The organism is Pseudoalteromonas sp. SG43-7, from assembly GCF_014164295.1.
Taxonomy (GTDB): domain Bacteria; phylum Pseudomonadota; class Gammaproteobacteria; order Enterobacterales; family Alteromonadaceae; genus Pseudoalteromonas; species Pseudoalteromonas rhizosphaerae.
On the sequence record NZ_JACJEY010000045.1, the window covers coordinates 21,615 to 39,321 of the forward strand.

At 41.5% G+C, this 17,707-nt stretch carries 13 protein-coding genes; 6 read left to right on the forward strand and 7 right to left on the reverse strand.

Annotated elements, in window-relative coordinates; all coding sequences use genetic code 11:
• Positions 1–90: 90 nt before the first annotated feature.
• The 3 genes from H5200_RS17475 (at position 91) to H5200_RS17485 (ending at position 2,486) form a co-directional block, all read left to right on the forward strand.
• Positions 91–279 (forward strand): DUF2892 domain-containing protein, encoded by a 189-nt coding sequence (locus H5200_RS17475; RefSeq protein ID WP_149983085.1) that lies wholly within the window; start codon positions 91–93, stop codon positions 277–279.
• Position 280: 1 nt separating this feature from the next.
• Positions 281–625 carry a rhodanese-like domain-containing protein gene (locus tag H5200_RS17480; protein ID WP_182762006.1) on the forward strand — a complete coding sequence of 115 codons (345 nt, stop codon included), beginning with the start codon at positions 281–283 and terminating at the stop codon, positions 623–625.
• A 79-nt stretch (positions 626–704) separates the two neighbouring features.
• Positions 705–2,486, forward strand: a complete 1,782-nt coding sequence (locus tag H5200_RS17485; protein WP_182762008.1) for an alkaline phosphatase — start codon at positions 705–707, stop codon at positions 2,484–2,486.
• 87 nt (positions 2,487–2,573) lie between these two features.
• Here the strand turns inward: H5200_RS17485 and H5200_RS17490 are convergent, their stop codons facing one another.
• Positions 2,574–3,488 (reverse strand): DMT family transporter, encoded by a 915-nt coding sequence (locus H5200_RS17490; RefSeq protein WP_182762010.1) that lies wholly within the window; start codon positions 3,486–3,488, stop codon positions 2,574–2,576.
• Between the two features lie 402 nt (positions 3,489–3,890).
• Complete coding sequence (locus H5200_RS17495; protein ID WP_182719217.1) at positions 3,891–4,436, reverse strand: PH domain-containing protein; 546 nt, start codon at positions 4,434–4,436, stop codon at positions 3,891–3,893.
• A gap of 215 nt (positions 4,437–4,651) precedes the next feature.
• On the opposite strand from H5200_RS17495, the gene H5200_RS17500 reads away from it, so the two are divergent.
• Both H5200_RS17500 and H5200_RS17505 read left to right on the forward strand, forming a co-directional pair.
• On the forward strand, positions 4,652–5,575 hold the full coding sequence (locus H5200_RS17500) for a homocysteine S-methyltransferase family protein (RefSeq protein WP_182719216.1): 924 nt from the start codon (positions 4,652–4,654) through the stop codon (positions 5,573–5,575).
• Positions 5,576–5,600: 25 nt separating this feature from the next.
• Positions 5,601–6,926 (forward strand): basic amino acid/polyamine antiporter, encoded by a 1,326-nt coding sequence (locus tag H5200_RS17505; protein ID WP_182719215.1) that lies wholly within the window; start codon positions 5,601–5,603, stop codon positions 6,924–6,926.
• A gap of 127 nt (positions 6,927–7,053) precedes the next feature.
• Here the strand turns inward: H5200_RS17505 and H5200_RS17510 are convergent, their stop codons facing one another.
• The 5 genes from H5200_RS17510 to H5200_RS17530 all read right to left on the reverse strand — a co-directional run bounded on the left by H5200_RS17510 (position 7,054) and on the right by H5200_RS17530 (position 15,821).
• Complete coding sequence (locus tag H5200_RS17510) at positions 7,054–11,364, reverse strand: alpha-1,6-glucosidase domain-containing protein (protein WP_182762012.1); 4,311 nt, start codon at positions 11,362–11,364, stop codon at positions 7,054–7,056.
• A 21-nt stretch (positions 11,365–11,385) separates the two neighbouring features.
• Complete coding sequence (locus tag H5200_RS17515; protein WP_182762013.1) at positions 11,386–14,292, reverse strand: TonB-dependent receptor; 2,907 nt, start codon at positions 14,290–14,292, stop codon at positions 11,386–11,388.
• Between the two features lie 303 nt (positions 14,293–14,595).
• Positions 14,596–15,213, reverse strand: coding sequence for a LysE family translocator (locus H5200_RS17520; RefSeq protein ID WP_145241971.1), 618 nt, complete (start codon positions 15,211–15,213; stop codon positions 14,596–14,598).
• Between the two features lie 9 nt (positions 15,214–15,222).
• The gene (locus H5200_RS17525; protein ID WP_145241973.1) at positions 15,223–15,411 is read right to left on the reverse strand and encodes a hypothetical protein; all 189 of its coding nucleotides are present in this window, start codon (positions 15,409–15,411) and stop codon (positions 15,223–15,225) included.
• Positions 15,412–15,422: 11 nt separating this feature from the next.
• Entirely contained in the window at positions 15,423–15,821 is a 399-nt protein-coding gene (locus tag H5200_RS17530; RefSeq protein WP_145241975.1) for a DUF3224 domain-containing protein, read from the reverse strand.
• Positions 15,822–15,899: 78 nt separating this feature from the next.
• Between H5200_RS17530 and H5200_RS17535 the strand changes: the two genes are divergently transcribed.
• Positions 15,900–17,681 carry an ABC transporter transmembrane domain-containing protein gene (locus H5200_RS17535; RefSeq protein ID WP_182732375.1) on the forward strand — a complete coding sequence of 594 codons (1,782 nt, stop codon included), beginning with the start codon at positions 15,900–15,902 and terminating at the stop codon, positions 17,679–17,681.
• The last annotated feature ends 26 nt before the right edge of the window (positions 17,682–17,707 follow it).

Here is a 17,707-nt window from a genome sequence, read left to right on the forward strand (position 1 = left end):
GCTATATTAGAAAAGTCTAATATTATAATTTACTAATGTAGCTTTATCTAATATATTAAATAGTAACAGTCACTATTACTAAGGTTAACCGTGAAACTAAACGATGCTCTTCGCTTGATAGCAGGTGTAATGATTTGCATATCATTGTTACTACAGCAATTTCATGATCCATTGTGGATTTGGTTTACAGTGTTTATTGCTCTAAACTTAATTCAATCAGCATTTAGTAAATGGTGCCCGATGATCACTCTTTTAAAAAAACTAGGTTTCGAGGAATAACATGCTTACTTCAATCCCAGATCTAATGAAAATAATTACGCCAAATCAACGCCGCATTGAGGCTACACAGGCCAAGCAAGAAATTGCTGGCAACAAAGGGCTATTAATTGACGTACGTGAACCCGCCGAACATGCGGCAAAAGCAGCTATCGGCGCAATTAATATTCCCCGAGGTTTACTAGAAATGAAGTTAATGGAAATCGAAAAAGACCCAGCTCGGCCAATTTACTTACACTGCGCCAGTGGCGCACGCGCAACATTAAGCGCTGAAGCACTTACCCGCGTTGGTTATGAAAACGTCACCGTTATTACCTGTCATGCAGAACAGGTTTGCCAAGTATTTTAATGCAATTGGCATAACAGCTTCACATAAAAGTCATACTGGTCGGATAAGCTCTTACTTTTAAATTTAGCGGTACAGAGCAATGACGTTTACACGAAGAAATTTTTTAAAAGCCTCGGCGGCAGGATTTGGTGTCGCCGTTTTATCATTAGGATTAACAGCTTGTCGGTTTGATGATGAAGATGACGACATTCTTGACGTGAGCTTTGCTCATGGTGTTGCCAGTGGTGATCCATTAGCTGACAGCCTAATTCTGTGGACTCGTGTAACCCCTCTAGATCCAACAACCACCAGCATTAAAGTACAATGGCAAGCAGCAACCGACCCTAACTTTGCTAATATCAGCCACAATGGTGAAACACATATAAGTGCAGCTACAGACTTCACCCTAAAAGTCGACTTACAAGGCTTAAACGCCAACACCACTTACTATTATCGCTTTAAATCGAATGGCAAAACCTCACCTATTGGTGCAGGTAAAACACTACCAACAGGCAGTATTGATAAAGTGAAATTTGCTGTTATATCGTGTGCCAACTACCCCGCAGGCTTTTTCCATGTGTATGGTGAAATAGCCAAGCAAACAGACATAGACGCTGTATTGCATTTAGGTGATTACATCTATGAATACGGCAATGATGGCTACGCTACTGAAGATGCTGGTATTTTAGGCCGTTTACTGCCAGAAGATAACAGTGACGAAATAATTAGCTTAGCTGATTACCGTAACCGCTACGCTCACTATCGTACTGATGATAACTTGCAAGCAGCTCATAGTAACTATGCCTTTATTACTGTGTGGGATGACCACGAAATTACCAATGACACATGGCGAAATGGCGCAGAAAACCATAATGAAGGCGAAGGTGAATTTAGCGAACGTAAGCTACATGCCCTACAGGCCTATTTTGAATGGATGCCAATTCGTAATGTAGCTGATAAAGAAAGAATTTACCGTCGCTTTGAGTTTGGTAATTTAGTCTCTTTATACATGCTAGACACGCGTGTACTCGCCCGTGATGAACAGCTAAACTATGCTGATTTTGACCTAACCAGTGCACAAGGACAAAGTGATTTTGCAAACGCACTAAGCTCACCATCGCGCGCATTACTTGGCAATGAGCAGCTAACATGGCTCACTGATGGCATGACAACATCAAACTCAAAATGGCAGGTACTTGGCCAACAAGTACTGATGACCAAAATGCATTTGCCGTTTGAAGTACTGCAACTACTAGTGAGCTTACAAATAAGTCAAGCAAATGGCGGCGACACAAATGCATTATTAGCACAAGCATCGGCATTATTTGCTGAACTTGCACAAATCAAAGGCCGCGTGCTTGCAGGCGATCCAAGTGTTACTGATGCCGAACGCGCTCGAGTTGATACTACTGCACCATACAATTTAGATGCATGGGATGGTTACGCCTACGAACGTGAAGTGCTGCTTGGTACTGCCATTGCCGCACAAAAGAACTTAGTGGTTTTAGCGGGTGATACTCATAACGGTTGGGCTGGGCAATTAGTTACTGATGCTGCAAACCCAATTGCAGCGTCACAAAATGCCGGTGTAGAATTTGCTACCTCTTCTGTGTCTTCGCCTGGTCTTGAAGAATATCTAGCACTGAATACGCAAGGGCCAGAAGCAACCGCACAAATGGAGCAAGTAATCCCATTATTGGTTAATGATTTAATCTATAACAACCTCGTAGATCGTGGCTACTTAACCGTTACTTTTACCCCAGAGCAAGCCACCGCTAAGTGGAATTACGTGAGCAGCATTAAAACCGCTTCATACGAAATGCAAACCGAGCGCAGTAAAGAACTACGTATGCTAGCAGGTCAGCCAGTAATACAAGGGTAAAGATTCTAGGTGCTAGGAAAAAGCTTTAGATGAAAGATTAAAACAGCCCGGCGATCACTTGATCGCCGGAATTTTTGCGTTAAGACTTTAATCATTGGTAATTCCTTTCATATTCTTAGTGTCGCTATTCCTCTCAAAGTGCATGAATAAAACATGAGCGATACTTGATAGCACGATCAATACAATGCCTGCGATACCCAATAAAGTTTGAGTTTGTTGAAGAAAAATGTAGCCCAAAATACTAGAAAATAGAATTTGCGCATATTCAAGCGGCATTAGCTTAGATAAGTCACTTTTATTAAAAGCGAAAAAACGTGCTGCAAGTTTAGTAATAAGGAGCCCACCATATAGCATAATTAGTAGAGCACTATTTGTACCTAAAGGTTTCCACACAAAAATAGCGACGGGTAATAAGATAATCGCCGAATAGAGGGGAGCAAAAACCATTTGAGGCACAACTTTCTCTGCATTGCCTATTTTCTTTAAATTAATATTATAAATGACTAAAATAGCTACCGCTGACAGTGCAAAGATCAATCCTAGATAGAGGTTTTGCTGCGTTACTTGGCTCGCCATTAGTTTTGGAGAAAGCAGCATCATCACTCCAGCTAAATTCAAAATAATAGCGATATAGACATAGGCTTTTGGTTTTTCTCTAAAGATAAACACCGACAAAATGGACGTTATAAGTGGCACAAAAAAGTTAATCGCGGTTACTTCCGCTAAACTTAGATATTGCAGAGCATAAAACAAACATATTGTTGAACTAACACCAAGCAGTCCTCTGAAAATATGTAGCTTCATTTTTTGGGGTTTGATATTTTCCCATTTGCCTTTCGAGAATAATATAATGGCCGCAAAAGCTGCAATTACATTAACCAAAAAGACAACTTGGAATGGGCTGATAGCTTTACCTAAAAAACCACCGATTAGTAACATCACACTTAAGATAAATGAATCTGACAACATCCAAATCACTGCGGTTGACTCTTTACTAGCCATTTAACTTCTCTCCATGTGTTTGTGTAGCACAAATATATGCTACAAAATTAGAGTCCTATTAGAAATCAACTACTTTGACCCCTAATAAAGCTGCATCCTTTTCAGATAAAACCGCTTTAAATTACACCCGTAAAAGGTACAAGGCAAGAGGTTTAGAGATAATTTGAGATAATAGCATAAGACACTTTGGGAGGGTTAAAACAAAAGAAGACCCTTGCTGTTAATGAAAAAGTTCAGATATTGGCCTTACGTTATCACACCCAAAAAATAATGACTTATTTGCTTAATAGTCACGGTTTTTGTACAAAAAATCTTTACGTGATTTATTCACAAAGAGGTTAAGAGGCACTGTAATGTGGGGGGAGAACAACCTAAACAACACAGTATAATATAAAGCTGTTCTCACTTTTTATCATCCAGCATTGTCACTAACATTTGTTCAATATTTTTCACACTGTAAGTAAGTGCGCGTATTAGCTCAACTTGGCTTTGTGGTTCATGATCAGCCGATTTTGTAGTTGACTGCTGTGCGGTTAGATTATCTTTTTGAGTTAAGATTGCCTCGCGAAACTCACTGGCATCAACTACCCCAAGTAACGATACTAATGCGCCATGACCAGACTGACCTGCGGTTTCAAAACTCAAGCGGTACAAACCAAACAAGCGCATCAGTGGACCTTGGCTTAACCCGACGTCAGTTATTTTTTCAAGTGGGATGGATTTTTCTTCTTTGAAAAATACACCGCGCTTAACAACTAGCTTTCGCTCTAATAAGTTAGCTGACATAGCTGCCAATATTCGCCCTGCCACCAGCCAGATAATGAAAGCGACGAATGGGATAAATGGAATTCCCACCAAACACAATACACAAGTGATAACTCCAAGCACTACCCAGTATGATTTTACTTTAGAGTCGAATTTAGCACTTTTTAAAATAGGGGTACTCATAGCTTACTCTTAATTTGATTAAACATTTAAATTACGTGATCACTGAGTTGAATGCAATTTAGCTAAATTGTTACCCTATTACGAAGTATTGCCAATAAACCTAAAAGATTAACACAAAGGGTTGTTTAAACAGGTCGTGTGTTCTATATTCTCGCAATCGGATTTATAGACGTCTAAACATCCACAACAAGATTATCTCATACAGAGGAAGCGCAATGACAACTCACACCTTAACTTTACTTGATGGCGGCATGAGCCGAGAGCTCACCCGCATTGGCGCTCCCTTTCAACAGCCTGAGTGGTCTGCGCTTGCCATAATAGAGGCGCCTGAAAAAGTAACCCAAGCACACAGTAACTTTATTCAAAGTGGTGCCAATATTATTACCACAAATAGCTATGCGTTAGTACCTTTTCACATTGGCGAAGAGCGCTTTGCACAATCAGCCAAATCACTTGCTGCAACAGCTGGCCAAGCCGCAAAAGACGCTGTAATACAAAATAATATAGGAACTAAAATCGCAGCCAGTTTACCACCTATGTTTGGCTCTTATCGTCCAGATTTATACCAAGCTGATCAACTTAGTCGTATCGCAACGCCTTTAATCGAAGGTTTAGCGCCTTATGCTGATTTATGGCTAATAGAAACGCAAAGCCTTATTCAAGAAGCGCTAGATATAAACACGTTAATTAACCAGATCTGCAACAACCAAAAACCGGTATGGGTTGCTTTTACCCTTGAAGATGAACAACCAAGTAATCAAGCAACTCTGCGCTCAGGAGAATCTGTAAAAGATGCAGTAACTGCCATGCTAAATGCAAAGGTAACGGGCATTTTATTTAACTGCTGCCAACCAGAGGTTATTGAGCATGCTTTAACCGTAACCTTAGATGTTTTAAAAGACCTGCAGGCAGAGCACGTACAAATAGGTGCGTATGCGAATGCATTTGCACCACAAACTAAAGAAGCTACGGCTAACGAAGGTTTAGATGAAGTACGAGAAGATCTAACCCCTCTTTCATATCTAGAGTGGGCTAAAAAGTGGCATCAACAAGGCGCCACCCTAATTGGAGGTTGCTGTGGTATTGGACCTGAGCATATAGCCCAATTAAACCATCACTTTGCGCCTTTAAAAGGTTAGTAATTAACACAGTATAAGCAGTCAAATGAAAGAAAATAAAATTGGATTAGTAGCGCTAACCGCGCTGGTATTTAGCGCCATGGTGGGTGCGGGTATATTTAGTTTGCCACAAAATATGGCTGAAGTTGCGGGCGTAAATGCAGTGTTAGTTGGCTGGCTTATTACTGGTGTTGGTATTTTGCTACTTGCTGGATGTTTTTTGCAACTCTCTCGCGCTAAACCTGAACTTGATGGCGGTATTTATATTTATGCCCGAGAAGGTTTTGGCGAGCTTGCTGGATTTTTATCTGCATGGGGCTATTGGCTGTGTGCCACCATTGGTGTTGTTGGTTATTTAGTTGTGGCGTTTGCTGCTTTAGGTGCATTTATTGATACCCCAGAACGCACTCTATTTGGCGATGGTAATACTTTTGCAGCCTTTATCGGTGAATCTATTATTTTATGGGCTGTGCATTTCATTATTGTTAGAGGCATTAAGCAAGCCTCTTTTGTAAACCTACTTGGCACCATAGCTAAAGTGATACCCTTATTATTATTTATAGGCTTTGCTTACGCGTACTTTGACCCCGCAATATTTAAAGCAAATCAAAGTAATGTCAGCGTGAAAACTGATTTTATTGAACAAGTAAAAAACACTATGCTAATTACTTTATGGGTGTTTACTGGCATTGAAGGTGCGGCAGTCCTTTCCGCTCGAGCTAAAAACCGTAAAGACATAGGCCTTGCCACATTTATAGGCGTGATTGCTGCGCTAATTTTATATATAGCCATCACTATGTTGGCATTTGGGTTAATGAGTCAGGCCAATATTACAGAGCTTAGTAACCCTTCAATGGCAGGTATTATGGCAATGATAACAGGGACCAGTGGTAAAGTTATTATTAGCGCGGGACTTATTGTGTCTGTATTAGCCTCTTATTTAAGTTGGATTATTTATGCTGCAGAAGTACCTAACAGCGCAGCCAAATATGGCGCATTTCCTAACATATTTAAGCAACAAAATAGCAATGGGACATCTATTGCATCACTGACCTTAACCAGCCTAACTGTGCAACTTTGCTTAGTGCTTATTTTATTTACTGGTAAAAGCTATAACACCTTAGTTCTTGTTTCTACGTCCATGATATTAGTGCCTTACTTTTTAGTGGCCGCTTACATGGTAAAAGTAGCCTTTGCAAAAAAGCTTTCTGTTGCTATTAAGCTGATGGGCTTTGGTGCCAGTATTTATGGACTATGGTTAGTATATGCTGCGGGGCTAAACACGCTGCTGCTATCTCTTATTTTATACATTCCTGGCATCATGCTATTTATGTATAGCCGTAAACAATTTAAGTTAAATAAAAATGCTTAAAATCAGTGCATTAAAAACATTCACCCGAGTTCAGGTTAAGCCTTTTAATGAAATTTTAAATAAGTAGGCACTAAAAAAGCCGAGCATACAGGGTTATGCTCAGCTTAAGCCTAGGAAAATATAATCACTACTGTTTAGTAATAAGTAGGTTCATATTGTCCTTATCTGGGCCAATCACTTTAAACGTATAATTACCTGATTCGGTAATACTCAGCGCTATATTGCCACCTATCACTTCAAGCAACATTATCTCGTTAATATTAACTATTGGTGCATCGCCTACCCCGCCGTAGTCCACAGTGTTCCAATCTTCAGAGGCTATTTTAAACTCATAATCACCGGCATCTAAATCAAGTGATGTACTATAAATAGCATTCCCTTGATAGATTAGAGGGTTGTCGGTACCCCAGCCATTTAAGCTGCCACGTAAGTAAACTTGAGTGTCTGCAAACATTTGCGCATTAAATACACTCAGCGTGGGTGCATTCAAATCACTGGCATCAAAAATGAACTGATATTCGCCCTCGGTTGCAACATCCATCGTCATATTAGCGCCTTTAACAGCTAATAACTTATCTTCGGCAACGGTTACGATTGCATCCGCTTCACCGGAACCATAATCAACGGTATCCCAATCTTCAGAAGCAATTTTAAATTCATAACTGCCTACACTGAGTATTTTAGTAAAGGTATAAACGCCTTTACCTTGATAGATTAACTCATCACTGGTGCCCCATTCATTTAAGCTGCCACGAACAAATACAGGCGTGCCAACGAATCGTTCTTCGTTATAAATTCTCAGCGTTGGATTGTCTTTATCGCTGGCATCAAACGAGAATACATAAGTTGCATCAATTGCGGCATTAAAGGTCATATTCGCGCCACTGCGCATTAAAGGCTCGGTTTGATTTTCCAACACTGCTTTATCAGCATCAGACAGCGCGCCAAAATCCACACTCGACCAATCTTCAGAGGCAATTTTAAATTCATAATCTCCCGCAGTTAAAGTAATAGCGATACGGTATTCACCATTGCCCATATACTCAAAGCTGTCAGCTGTGCCCCAATCATTTAAACTACCTCGCACATATACTGTGGTGCTGCCAAAAGGCACTACGTCTGGCGCGCCCACTGTTGCATTCGCACTTAAGCCTACACCTTGGTTCTCGCCTTGTGGTTTTACAAATACCGCGATTGTATAAGCTGGGACTGTAAATGTACCGTCGGTTTCACTGGCAGTAAAACTCACTCCAGACATACTGCTATCGGTGCTGTTTTTAAGTATTGGATGTAATTCAAACCCAGCAGCGGTTGGTACTGTATGTGAAAGCGCTTGCTCAGTTGCATTAATTACTACTACGAGCGCGTCAACTTGATTATCTAAATCTGCAAAACCTTGACCGTCATCAATGCTCATTACAATCAAACCATGTTGCTGGTTTTTACCAACATTGTGAAAACCTACACGGTCAATAACATCTTGCTCTGTGGTTAATCTAAATAATGGGCTGCTACTACGAATAGCTAAAAACTCTTGGAACACATCCCCTGCGTAAGCTATATCTTGCGGCTGTGCAGCAGCTTGTGGATTACCTGAGACCTTAATGATTTCAGGCCATTTCTGTTGGTTTTTCTCAGCATTAGGTAAACCAATATTCCAATTATTATTTTCTTTCGTTAAATCTACCGCATTAAACCAATCCCCTGCATTGTAGCTATCACGATCCATTGATTTTGAGCGTAGTAAATCAGCCCCAAGTTGCATAAACGGGATACCTTGGCTTACTAACGGAATTGCTAATGCCATATTATGCGCACGCACTCGTTGCTCAATACTCATACTTGTTGCATGTTTATATTGCAGTTGATCCCATAAGGTTTCGTTATCGTGCTTTGATACGTAGTTAATGCTGTCAGCAGGGTCTAAAGCATAAGCCGTCGGCTGCGTATTCCAGCTAAAGCTATTACCTTTTGCCGAATTACCTTTAAAGTCTTTCAGGATATAGTTTTGTAAATTACCCGCCAGTGATAAACGCAGAGTATCTTGGTCTGCTAAATTACCATCGGTCGGGTTATTGCTAAACATAGCCCCACCGCGCACAGCCTCACGGATGCGGTCATTGAATGTGCCAACTTCAGAGCCTGCCATATCAGCTTGCTTAGCTTGAGTGAACAATCGGTTATTAGCGACTTCACCAAAATCCCAGCCTTCGCCATAAAAGTAGTTGTCAGGGTCAACAGCTTGCACCGCTTCACGCGCTGCTAAAATTGATGATTTAGGCATGTGCCCCATAACATCAAAGCGAAAGCTATCGTAGCCAAAGTCGCGAGCAAGTATGACTAGTGAATCGCTAACAAATTTATCCATCATTACATGTTCAGTCGCGGTGTTTTCACAACAGGTTGAACGCTCGATATCGCCCGTTACTTCGCTGTATCTGTGGTAATAACCCGGTACGAGTTTATCAAACACTGATTTTTCCCAAATGCCTGATGACGTTGTATGGTTGTATACCACATCAAGAACCACGCGAAGGCCGATCTCTTGAAGTGACTGTACCATGGCGCGTGTCTCTTTAACCCGGGCAACCCCTTCACTGCTTGATGCATACGAACCTTCTGGGGCAATAAAGTGATGCGGGTCGTAACCCCAGTTAAAACCGTCTAAATCACGCATCGCGCTGGCAAGTGCTTGAGCATCATCAGAACCCGGAAAGTAGCTTTGCATTAAATCAGCAATGATACTGTTTTTATTTTCGATTTTACAAGCATCGGCGGCATCGTCTATTCGCTCACATAACTTACCAAGGGTGTCAATGATTTCAACGCGCTTATCCGCATCTTCTTCAATGGTGCCAATGTCTGTTACAGGGAGTAAGTGAAAATGCGTTAAACCTTTGTCAGCTAGTTGCTTAAGGTGCTGCATAGGGATGCTTTCAAGCTCAGTAAATGCTAAATATTTACCTTGGTTTGCTGCGCTTACTGACGTATCGCGAATACTAAAATCACGTACATGACCTTCATAGATAATGGCATCTTCCGGGTTGGTAATTGTTGGTACACTGCGCTCATCCCAGCCTTGTGGTTTGGTATCGTCATCATTTAAGTTGATCAACTGCGAATACAGGCCATTGCTTGATACATTCAGTGAGTAAGGATCGGTACTCCATAAACTTTCAATCGCTTGAGTAGTAGGGTGGTAAACATCAAACGCATAGCGGTAATAATGACGGTCGTATTTGCTGTCTAAACTCACTGACCAAATACCTGTATTGCTGTCTAACGTCATGGCAGTGCTATGTACTTGTGCTTTATCGGCGTCAAATACATTAAGCATCATATTGCTAGCGGTTGGTGCCCATACTGAAACATCAATTGCATTGTTATTATAATGCACGCCTAGCATGGCTTCATTTGCGTCGTTTTCACCTTGGGTGTAAAGTGCATCAAGGGCTTTGGCGGTTTGCACAAAACTTGCTTCAAGTAGCTTGCCTTCTGCATCGTAGCCCGCTACAACGAGCTGTTGTTTTATAAGTTGTTTTGCAGTAGTGGCATCCCAATTACCTTGATAGGCAGTCCAATCTGTTAAGTGCGGTACTTTCGCTGCTTGTGCATCGGTTAAACTCGTTGCCATTAATTCAACGGTTTCACCATTTAAGCCAGTATCAACATCAACAACCAAATCGGCAGCAGCTGATGAATGCAGCTTAATAATCTGCGTAAGCTCATTGCTTGGCTTATACAGCACAGTATTTAAATCAATCCAGTGTGCTGATGCACCGTCAATTGCAACCGGGCGTTCGCCAAGCGCTTCTACTGGGTATTCAAATACTGTTGGCTCACCATCAAAGGTAAAGTTCATACGTACAAAACGCTCGTCGTCCTGCATCAGTGGCATGGTTAAATCCACATCACCATGGGCTTTACCTGAACCTTCTGTGCCAATATGAATAATAAAATTAGCGCACTCGGTATAACCGTCTTTTAGCGCGACAATCCAATAAGCTCCATAGTTTGGATCGACACCATTATATTCATGGCCATTAGCCCAATCGGTGGCATCAAACGGCGGCGCGTAAGCATCACAGCCGTCGGTATTCCAAGAGTGTAAACGATAGCCTTCGTACCCTTCATTCTTATCACGTTTATAAAATAATACGGCTTCATTTTCCCCGGCGAATACCACTGGGTCTGGTAAGTCGGGGTTATAGCCACTGGTACAGCTTTCATTATTTGCATCTGGAAACAGCGGTGCGTCACAAGAGATAGGCTCAGGAGCAACACATTGAGTGCCTGCTGCATTAGGGACTTGCGGTACATCACAAGTCAATAAGGCTTGGCCTGCTTTTACATCGCTACTGCCTGAGCCTCCACAGCCAAACAGTAGTGTTAAGCTCACTGCTAATAGCAAATGAGTCAATTTAGTTATTTTATTCATTATTTATGCTCCAATTTGCTATTAGTGGCTATAGGTAAAACCTAAATAAACCTGACGACCAAAGTACTGGGTAGTACCGGTGATGTTTTCATTGCCAAAGTAACTTTGGGTTGGTTCATCAGTAAGATTATTAACCTGTAGCAACATGCCAAATGAGTCTGTAAATTGATAAGAGGTTTGAAAATCGACCACGGTCTCGGCATCAAAATTAACCACTTGCTCATTGATCGCCACTTGCTCTGAAACAAAGTCTGAGCGGTAACGCACATTAAGGCGGGTTTCAAAATTATCTAAGCTGTAAAATAAAGTGCCGTTTAACACGTTTTTAGACAAACCAGGTAAACCTTGTGTAACCGTTTCACCACCTAAGCTGGTGATAGATTCAACTTCGCTCTCGGTGTATGAATAGCTACCGTTAAACCCAAGGCCATCAAACGGCGCGGGTAAAAACGAAAATACTTGCGTGTAGGCAAGTTCAATACCGCGAATATAACCGCCATTGGCGTTATTTACCGCCGTTGTGTAAGTGCCGTTAGTTGTGGCAACTTGCTCACCACTGACTGGATTTTCTATATAGTCAGGGACGTTAAAGCCATTACCTTTAAAGTCAAACCCTTCAATGGCGATGGTATCGATAAACGAATCGATGTTTTTATAGAAACCTGCGATCACTAGCGCACCATCTGACTCATCAAAATAATGCTCGTAAGAGATATCGTATTGGTCGGCATAAAATGGTTTTAAGAATGGATTATTGGTACTTGAGCCGTTAATTTTGCCACTGGTTTTATCAGCTTGCGCACTGGCGTCCCCCGCTAGGCGATTAATCGGTGGGCGCGACATTACTTTAGCCGCCGCAAAGCGTAATTGCGTGTTATCCGTTAGCTGAAAGTTTAAATTAAGGGATGGCAGATAATCGGTATAAGTTGTGCCAAGTACATTAGGTAAATAATTTTTATTTATGATGCCGATACTGTCGGTAATGTTTTGTGCACCGAGTGATAAATCACCATTAACATTTTCTAAAATAGTGGCCGATTGGTCGGTATCAACACGGCGAATACCAATATTACCCAGTACCGGCATAGTACCAATTTCAGTATTAATATTAAGCATGGCGTACGCTGAAAGCACTTCCTCATATACTGAGCCACTTTGTAACATGGTCCATGAGTAGTTAGTGGTATAGCCTTGTGTATCAGGTATTTCATCACCATCAAGATCGACAACGCCATCGGCGTTACCCCAGGTTTTAACTGGCTCCGGTGCGCCTTCAGGAAACCAAGCATTAAGCGCTTTGTCTAAATCAATCGCCAAATATGATGGGAAATAACTAAAGTCACCTTCCCAGTCAACAACATTTACCATGTCATTGGTTAAACGCAGTGGCGGCTCACTCACTGAAAAATCACCATCATTACCGTATTCAAATACTGAGCGGTTATTGCTGTATTCACGATCTGAATAACGCGCGCCAAATTCAACAGAGCTAAACCAGCTGTTATTCAGCTCGTATTTAAAATCAAGGCGATAAGCGCTTACTTCATCTTCATTTTGATAAGGGTAAATACCGTATTTACTAACCATTACTCGGTCGATATCGCTAAATGCAGCCGCTTGATTAAAGCCTACATCAGGTAAATTTAAACCATTAAGTTGGTAGTTTATTGAAACGTTTTTATCTAACACAGGTTCTTCGGCTGAGGCGTCTTCGGCAACCAACGCCCACAATAAGCCATTGCGAAAGTTACTTTTAGCCCGTGACAGCGACACATCAACATTAACGTTTAAACGTTCTGTCACTTGCCAATCGGCGTTAACACCGTAGCTATCTACTTCATCAAAGTCTTGGTTATCATCATTCACAATTTCAACGCGAGTGTAGCCTTTTGAAGTACGATTAACAGAGGCACCAACTACTGAATTTCCCTCTAGCTGAGCGTTTGTATAAGTGGCCGTTGGGCCACCTAATTTCACTCGTAACCCACGGGCAAATGACTCAGTATCAAAGCGTGATAAAAACACGTCCCCTTTTAATTTAAAATTATCCACCGGTGCCCATTCAATCGCCGCCATATAACCGTTACGGGTTTCTTCTCCACCTAAATGCTGAAGCTCAAAACCTTCGCTGATATACTCATTTTCAGGTTTAAGTTCGGGGCCATTAGTATCATTTGCAACACCATCAACGTCTTTATTATCGTTATAGGCAAGGCCAATAAACTGTGTTGCTACGCTGGGTTGAAATAACCGTGCATAACCAAGTGCGACACCTAAAGTATCGTCAAGATATTTACCTTGATAGGAAAAACTAATGCGGTCGCCAAACTCAGTGGCATCGTTCACCTCTGACGCTCGGTCGTTGTACATACCTCTGGCGTTAACCACAAACTTATGTTGCTGATCATTATCAAGCGGGCTAGCTGTTTGCAGTTCTACCGTACCTGCAACACCACCTTCGATAAGCGATGCTTTTGGTGATTTATACACGGCTGCTGAGCTGATCAATTCAGACGGATATTGGTCAAACTCAATACTACGGCTGCCACTAGTTGATACCTGTTCACGGCCATTTAAAGTTGAAAATACAAATCCACCGGACATACCGCGAATGTTGATTTCTGCCGCCTGCCCGCCGGTTCGTACCGCTGAGATCCCCGGTAACCGAGTGAGCGCATCAGCCATAGATACATCAGGCAAAGCACCTAAGTCATCCGCCGATAACTGCTCAGATACCGTATCAGTAAAGCGTTTTTGATTAAGTGATTGGATTAAACTACGACTAAAGCCACGCACTTCAATGACTTCAAGATCTTCTTCTAGTTGTGGTTTTTTTACGGTACTTTGCGCGTCACTTTCAACCGCAGCTAATACACTGCTGGCTGCAAACATTGCGAGCATTAACGCACTTAGTTTGAATTTCCCCATGAGCTTTCTACCCTATTGATTTTATAATTGTGTGCTGTTTGTTTTGAAATTATGGATAAAATAAAACCAATAAAGTGTAACTAAAAAGTAAAATAAGTGTGATGAATACGTATGCAGCAGTAAGGGCAATAGCTAGCAAGGTGAGGAACTTAGTTTAGAAGTGCTGCGATCATGTAGATAACGTAAAATAAATCGACTGACTAACGGAATAACTCAGTCATAAGCCACTATTACACAGGTGAATTAGAAATTGCTAAAAACAGCTTTAAAGGGAAGTAGTAAGGATTAGTTAAGTTTAATAAACTACACCATTAGCACCACCCTTATTGCTAGACCAATAAAAATCACCGCTAATATTTTATCAAACCATGGGGATGATTTAGTAAAAGCAAAGCGCTTCTTTGAAAGCTCTGTCAATGCTGCAACAATCAGATACCAGCCAGTATCAATAGTAAAAACCGTTAAGCACATAATCAAACCGACCTTAAAGCTGAGATTGGCAGGATCTATAAACTGTGAAAACAGGGCTAAAAAGAATACCGCTAATTTAGGATTTAGAAACGCAATAGCAAAGCCGTCTTGCAAGGCTTGTTTTGCACTGCCACTTTGCTGAGCCACTTTTAACTCACTATTACTTGGTTTGGCTAATAAGATTTTAACCCCTAAATATGCCAAGTACGCTGCACCTAAGTAAACTAACACTTGATACACAGTAGGAAATTGCAACATTAGTGCACCGAGGCCAAGTAACGATGCTGCAGCATAAAAACCGACGCCAACACCATGACTCAGCGCTGCCAACATGCCGTTCTTCATACTGCCATGAATGCTGTGTTTTAACACCACAGCCAAACTTGGCCCAGGAGACATTGCACCCATCATACAAATGGCGACTAAGCTTAGCCACAGTGATAACGTCATTTATATTCCTTATAGTTCTTCATTTTCAATAAGTAAGATGTATGCATAAACTTGGCCGTATAATCCTGTAGAGGCGCTAACATTTATTACTTTCCAGCCATCTTGGTTTAATTGATAAATTCGCTCATTAAGTGCGTCAATATCAATACCGCCTCTAAAAAAGCCACGCTGCTTTTTAAACTCAATTATTTTCTGCATGGCTGTATCGCTTATAATTGATACTCAAAATCATAAATGTGTATACCTGCTTCGATGCGAATTGCCATTTTTCCGCTAAGGCCTGCAAGTTCATTACTGCCAGAATCTGGCACCACGTTTAAAATTAATGAATCTTGGCCTTTATCCATAGTGCCAAAATGTTGCAGCACAAAGCTGCCTTGAAGACCTGCAAGTGTGCCAACTACTTGTTCAATTGCCACATAACCGGCACTGCCTTGAGTTGCGGTCATGGCACTGAGCATTTCGCCAGTGCTGGTTGCATCCAGCTCACCTGTAAACGTTTTATCAATCGACATACGACCCAGGTTTACGCCATCAATGCCCTTTGCATAACCTTCAATAGGATTGAGTTTAACGTTAAATTCGCCCGTTACTTTTTCAGTTGTCATGGTTAGTCCCTTAGTTAGTTATTGAAATTATGATTTAAGTAACCATATCTATACCCTATTCATCTAAAAGAATCCACTATGAGCAATAGTAAAACCGAGCAAAAAGACAAAGCTGCTTTTAGTAGTTTAATTCCTATTTTTCAGTTTATTAAGCCGTATAAATGGGTGGTTTTTGCAGCTCTTGCAGCATTACTTGTTACTGCCGGGGTTAATTTATCATTGGGCCAAGGAGTTAAATTTGTTATTGATCACGGCTTTATTGCGGGCTCTCAAGAACAATTAAAACAAGCCATAATCGTGCTAATTGGCTTGATCAGCTTATTAGCCATAGGAACATTCAGCCGTTTTTATTTAATGTCATGGATTGGTGAGCGCGTCAGTAATGATATTCGTAAAGCGGTATTTGATCGCATAGTCACCCTCCACCCGAGTTACTTTGAAGAAAACCGCAGTGGCGAATTAATGTCGCGCTTAACAACCGACACCACTTTGTTGCAATCAATCATTGGCTCGTCATTTTCAATGGCACTGCGCAGCGCTCTGATGCTAGTCGGTGGTTTAGCCATGTTGTTATTTACTAACTTAAAACTCACTTTAGTTGTAGTTGCCTGTGTGCCGCTGGTGTTAGTACCCATGATGATTTTTGGTAAAAAAGTACGCAAACTTGCCAGCTCCAGCCAAGATGCGATTGCCGATATCAGCACTTATGCGGGAGAAATAATTCAAAATATTAAAGTAGTGCAAAGCTATAGCCACGAACAACGCGAACAACACGCTTTTGCACTAGAGACCGAAAAAGCCTTTAACGTTGCGAAAAGCCGCATTAAACAGCGCTCATTTTTAATTGCTGCAGTAATATTTTTGACCTTTAGCGCAATTAGCGTGATGCTGTGGATAGGTGGTAGTGATGTACTGGCAGGCACAATGACTGGCGGTGAGTTAGGTGCATTTGTGTTTTACGCCATTATGGTAGCGATGTCGGTAGCAACCGTTGCTGAGGTATATGGCGAGCTACAACGTGCAGCGGGCGCTGCCGCGCGGTTACTTGAACTGCTCGCGGTTAAAAGTGAGATCACAAACCCTGCAGCACCACAAGATCAGTTATTACATAACAACTCTAACGCTCCAGCCATTAGTCTTGATAAAGTAACTTTTAATTATCCATCGCGTCCTGATGTGAGCGCCTTAAAAACTATTTCATTAACGATTGAACAAGGCCAAACAGTAGCAATCGTTGGTCCGTCAGGTGCTGGTAAAACCACGTTATTTGAATTACTACAACGCTTTTATGACCCTGCAGGTGGCGACATTAAGTTTCATAATATTAATATCAAAGATCTATCCCTTAATACGCTCAGAAACAGCATGGGCATGGTGGCACAAAACCCGATTTTATTTAGCTCTGATGTGATGCATAACATTCGTTATGGCAACCCAGATGCAAGCGACGAACAAGTATATGCTGCCGCTAAGCATGCTCACGCGGATGAATTTATTGCACAATTACCTAACGGCTACGAGAGCTTTTTAGGCGAGCAAGGGGTGCGCTTATCAGGCGGCCAAAAACAACGAATTGTATTAGCAAGAGCGATATTAAAAGACCCAGAAATACTGTTACTCGATGAAGCAACCAGCGCTTTAGATGCGCAAAGTGAGCATCATGTACAAGCTGCGCTTGAACATTTAATGCAAAACCGTACTACGCTTATCATTGCCCACCGCCTCGCCACAGTAAAACATGCTGATATGATAGTGGTAATGGAGCACGGAGAGATAATCGCAACAGGTACTCATCAACAATTGCTAGCGAGTAATCCACTTTATCAAAAATTATGTGAGCTGCAGTTTAATAGGGATTGAAGCGGTAAGCGGTAAGCGGTAAGCGG

What these genes read in the sequence shown, in the direction of transcription:
- H5200_RS17480 (WP_182762006.1), top strand. Translation starts at nt 281, where the DNA reads ATGCTTACTTCAATCCCAGATCTAATGAAAATAATTACGCCAAATCAA.
- H5200_RS17485 (WP_182762008.1), top strand. Translation starts at nt 705, where the DNA reads ATGACGTTTACACGAAGAAATTTTTTAAAAGCCTCGGCGGCAGGATTT.
- H5200_RS17490 (WP_182762010.1), bottom strand. Translation starts at nt 3,488, where the DNA reads ATGGCTAGTAAAGAGTCAACCGCAGTGATTTGGATGTTGTCAGATTCA.
- H5200_RS17495 (WP_182719217.1), bottom strand. Translation starts at nt 4,436, where the DNA reads ATGAGTACCCCTATTTTAAAAAGTGCTAAATTCGACTCTAAAGTAAAA.
- H5200_RS17500 (WP_182719216.1), top strand. Translation starts at nt 4,652, where the DNA reads ATGACAACTCACACCTTAACTTTACTTGATGGCGGCATGAGCCGAGAG.
- H5200_RS17505 (WP_182719215.1), top strand. Translation starts at nt 5,601, where the DNA reads ATGAAAGAAAATAAAATTGGATTAGTAGCGCTAACCGCGCTGGTATTT.
- H5200_RS17510 (WP_182762012.1), bottom strand. Translation starts at nt 11,364, where the DNA reads ATGAATAAAATAACTAAATTGACTCATTTGCTATTAGCAGTGAGCTTA.
- H5200_RS17515 (WP_182762013.1), bottom strand. Translation starts at nt 14,292, where the DNA reads ATGGGGAAATTCAAACTAAGTGCGTTAATGCTCGCAATGTTTGCAGCC.
- H5200_RS17520 (WP_145241971.1), bottom strand. Translation starts at nt 15,213, where the DNA reads ATGACGTTATCACTGTGGCTAAGCTTAGTCGCCATTTGTATGATGGGT.
- H5200_RS17525 (WP_145241973.1), bottom strand. Translation starts at nt 15,411, where the DNA reads ATGCAGAAAATAATTGAGTTTAAAAAGCAGCGTGGCTTTTTTAGAGGC.
- H5200_RS17530 (WP_145241975.1), bottom strand. Translation starts at nt 15,821, where the DNA reads ATGACAACTGAAAAAGTAACGGGCGAATTTAACGTTAAACTCAATCCT.
- H5200_RS17535 (WP_182732375.1), top strand. Translation starts at nt 15,900, where the DNA reads ATGAGCAATAGTAAAACCGAGCAAAAAGACAAAGCTGCTTTTAGTAGT.